The organism is bacterium, assembly GCA_030655055.1.
Lineage (GTDB): Bacteria > Edwardsbacteria > AC1 > AC1 > EtOH8 > UBA5202.
Window position 1 is genome coordinate 1 of the sequence record JAURWH010000004.1, and the last position, 3,706, is coordinate 3,706.

At 52.3% G+C, this 3,706-nt stretch carries 5 protein-coding genes; all 5 read right to left on the reverse strand.

What is annotated here, in order from left to right:
- On the reverse strand, nt 1-297 hold a 297-nt coding region (locus Q7U71_00055), incomplete at its 3' end, for a hypothetical protein (protein MDO9390153.1).
- 434 nt (nt 298-731) lie between these two features.
- Nucleotides 732-1,487, reverse strand: a complete 756-nt coding sequence (locus Q7U71_00060) for a class I SAM-dependent methyltransferase (protein MDO9390154.1) — start codon at nt 1,485-1,487, stop codon at nt 732-734.
- A 116-nt stretch (nt 1,488-1,603) separates the two neighbouring features.
- Nucleotides 1,604-2,743, reverse strand: coding sequence for an FAD-binding oxidoreductase (locus tag Q7U71_00065; GenBank protein ID MDO9390155.1), 1,140 nt, complete (start codon nt 2,741-2,743; stop codon nt 1,604-1,606).
- Nucleotides 2,740-3,018, reverse strand: a complete 279-nt coding sequence (locus Q7U71_00070; GenBank protein MDO9390156.1) for a (2Fe-2S)-binding protein — start codon at nt 3,016-3,018, stop codon at nt 2,740-2,742. Before Q7U71_00070 ends, Q7U71_00065 begins: the two co-directional genes overlap by 4 nt.
- Before the next feature lie 116 nt (nt 3,019-3,134).
- On the reverse strand, nt 3,135-3,706 hold a 572-nt coding region (locus tag Q7U71_00075; GenBank protein ID MDO9390157.1), incomplete at its 5' end, for a hypothetical protein.

A 3,706-nucleotide genomic window follows, 5' to 3' on the forward strand; every position in this document is an offset into this window, starting at 1 on the left:
CTTTTGGTAGAGGTAGGCCCTTTGCCAGCGGACATCAGGATCATCGGAGGGCCACAGGGTCACCGCCCGGTTCAATGTTTTCAAAGCCTGGGGATATTGCTTCAATGAGATCAGCAGGCCGGCTCTGGCATAAAAGGCCGAGGAATCAAGCCCCAGGCTGTCCAACAGCATCAGGGCCTGCTCCGGTTCTCCGGCCTGCTGCAGGGATAAAGCCTTTTGAATGTCAGCCGGAGCGGCCGCGCCTGGCAGCGCCAGCATGGTTGACAGGAGTACTAATATTTGTAACGTTTTAGTCATGCTTTGTTAATATATTCTTGACAGTATTTAATATAAACTGCCTATCCCGTTAGCTCAGGAAACTGGTTGAACCCCCGGTGCCAACCCCGGTATGTCGCGTTAAAACGATCAGTGAGCATCGCAGTTGATGGCGGAAAAAGCTTGTCTGGCCTGTTTGAGGGCTTGGCCAAAGCCCGAGTTCAGACAAGCCCGCCAGCAACGAGAAGCGCAACGCGGGCCCGCTGAAGCTTTAGCGTAAGCGTGGCTCGGAGAGTTTTAAGCGACGAGCTTTTTCTTTTGGTTCTTTTCTTTTTGGCGGTACAAAAAGAAAAGAACGTAATTGAGCCTATACTTGCGTTTTTGCCAGACCCACTATATTCTTTCTACTTTTATGGAGCAAGTTAGACAGGCATTAAACATAATTCGCAGGTCGTCACCATAAACTCGTCAGACCATCATTCTCTTTTTGCAATAGCAAAGAAGGCAAAGCTGTTACTTTCATTAAATTCGATCAAAGTTCTATCATAAATAGCTTCTAAAATAAAACCCTGTTTTGAGAGGATATCTTTTAACTCACCCTTACTATAGGTCTGTCTTATCCATTTACCAGAGCTGTGACTAATTGGGGCACAGCCTTCCTGCACAGACACCCGCCAATCCCAGGTTACTATCCCTTTGCTCTTATCGTAATTAGCAGTAACAAATCTTACAAGTTTTTTAGAGTTTATTTCTGCAACAGTATCAATTAATTCATGGGTCAGAAGGTGGCCGCTGTCAATACAATCACGATTAGTATTGTCAAATATAAAATATCCGCCCGGTTTTAGATTTTCTTTTATGTTTTTCAAAGATAAAATGAAATCCGATTTTGATAAGTACCCTGTGCTGTTTAGAATAGAGATACAGGTGTCAAATATGCCAATATGCGAGCTTCTCATATCGCCATTAATATACTTAATCTGGCAGTGTTTTCCCTTCTCCCGGGCAAGGTCAAGCATTTTATCGGCAATATCTGCCGCCGTAATGTTAAAACCAGCTTCTGCCAGAGGTATGGCTTGTGCCCCGGTTCCGCAGCTAAAATCCAACACACTATGAATATTACGGGCATGAAAGAAATCTATCATGAATTTATTCAGAGACTCGTGCATCTTTGCATTTTTTGCTTCGAATAAATCGTAATAATCTGCTTCAATGTTAAAGTCAGTTCCCATACAATTCCTTTTCACTTTAGTCAGTCTTAACATATTATTTTGTTAAAATAATAAATCCGCGTTAATCCGCGTCCCATGCGGTCCCAAAAGAAAAAAGGGCTTATTTGAATAAGCCCCTATTTCATTGCCTCGGCCTGGGAGAAGTCCCGCTTAAGGGCAAATTCCGGGTACGGCATATCCCTGCCGCCGGAAAATATCAGGTCCGCCGCCACCCGCCCCATGGCCGGGCCCAGCATAAAGCCGTGTCCGCACATCCCGGCCACCGTATAGAACCCCTCCAGGCCGGTGCGGTCCAAAATGGGGTTGCCGTCCGGGGTGTTCTCGTAACTGCCGGCCCACTGCCGGATCACTTTCAGGTCCTTAAGCCCCGGAACCAGTTTCAGCATCCGTTTGGGCATCTGGTGCAGGAACTCAAAGGTGGAATCAACCGAATGGCCCGGCACATTGGGAACCGGGGAATAACAGCCGATGAACTGCCCGTTGTGTTTGTACTGCTGGAAATACCCGCCGTCGGCCCGGTAGTCCACCAGCATCGGGATGTTCAGATACTCCACCCCCTCGGTGATCAGGGCCTCGTGCCGCTCGGCCTCAACCGGGATCTCGATCCCGGCCATTTGGCCGACGTCCTTGGACCAGGGGCCGGCCGCGTTGATCACCACTCCGGCCGAGAATTCCCGGCCGCTATCGGTCTTGACCCCGGTAACCTTTCCCCCCTGCTGGAGGATCTGGGATACTTTGGAAAAGGTGTGGATGCTGCCGCCGGATTGCTTGATCTTTCCGGCATAGCCCTGAACCACCGCAAAGGGGTAGGCCTGCCCGTCCGAGGGACAGTAGGAGCCGCCCAAAAGCCCGGCGGCGTCCATTCCCGGGGCTATCTCCCGGCATTCATCGGCATCCACCCAGCGCACGTCCTTTAGCCCCGCCGCCTGCTGGACCGCGATGTTGGACAGGAAGGCCTGTTTTTTCTCGGGGCTGTGGGCCAGGAAGAGATATCCCCCGTTGTGCCAGTGGACGTCGGTTCCCAGCTCCTGCTCCATGTTCTGAAAATGCCTGACGCTCTCCATCATCAGCTTGATGGAGCCGGACGAGGTGAACTGCTGCCGTATGCCTCCGATGCAGCGCCCGGTGGAGCCGGAGCAGAGATATCCCTGCTCCACTATCGCCACCTTCAGGCCCTTCTGTGAAAGATAGTAGCCGCAGGCCGTTCCAATGATGCCCCCGCCGATGATGACGGCGTCTGACTTGTGAGCGCTCATGATTCTTTGTACTCCGCCAGGGCTTTGAGCGTCAGGGGCTGCAGCGGGGCCCGCTGGGTGATGGGCCGCTGGGTCTCGGGTTTTTGTCCCAGCGCCCTGGCCAGCATCTGGTTGACCAGCCGGCGGCAGGTGCGCCCCTGACAGTGGCCCATCCCGGCCCGGGTCAGGCGCTTGACCTCGTCGGCGGTGGTGGCGCCCTGTTCGATGGCGGCCAGGACCTCGGACTCGGTGATGTCCTCGCAGCGGCAGACTATTTTGTCGGTGTTGTTTGCCATAGATTTAAATAAATAAATAGGAATTAAATAAATGGGAAATAGGAAACGATCGCATGTTTCACAGAACAGCCAGGATCAAATTTCCTATTTCCTATTTCCTATTTTCCAATTTCCAGTTACTTGATGATGTGTATCCAGTCGGTCAGCAGGAACTGCACCCGGCCTATCAGCAGGGAAATGCGGCCCATCACGGTGTTGCCGAAGCTGGCCCCGAAACCGATCATGATGAACCAGACCCCGATGTTGGCCGAGACCCTCAACAGGCCTTTTTGTTCCCGGGAGAAGAAGAAGTAACTTAGGGTGGTGATCACCCCGAACAGGGTGACGATGCCCCAGATCAGGCCCCAACCGCCGAGTTTAAGGTTGGTGGCGTCGGCCAGGGCGCTCTGCATCTGCTTAAGGATGTTGGTCTGAACCGTCGGGGCCAGGCTCATCCCGCTGCTGGTGCCCAGTAACACCGCCATGGGAATGAGTATCAGCCAGCCGGTCTTCTGGTTGAAACGGAAGAAGAACATCATTCCCAAAAGGCCGGGGATGATGAACCACCAGTTATGCTGCTGAAACAGCGGCACGAAAAGATTGGGCACGATGGCGTTGTTCCAGTAGACTGCCACCCCGTAGCCGGCCGAGATGCCCACGAACAGGTGCTCGGCAAATCGGTAGAACGGGTTTTCCTTGTACAAAAAGG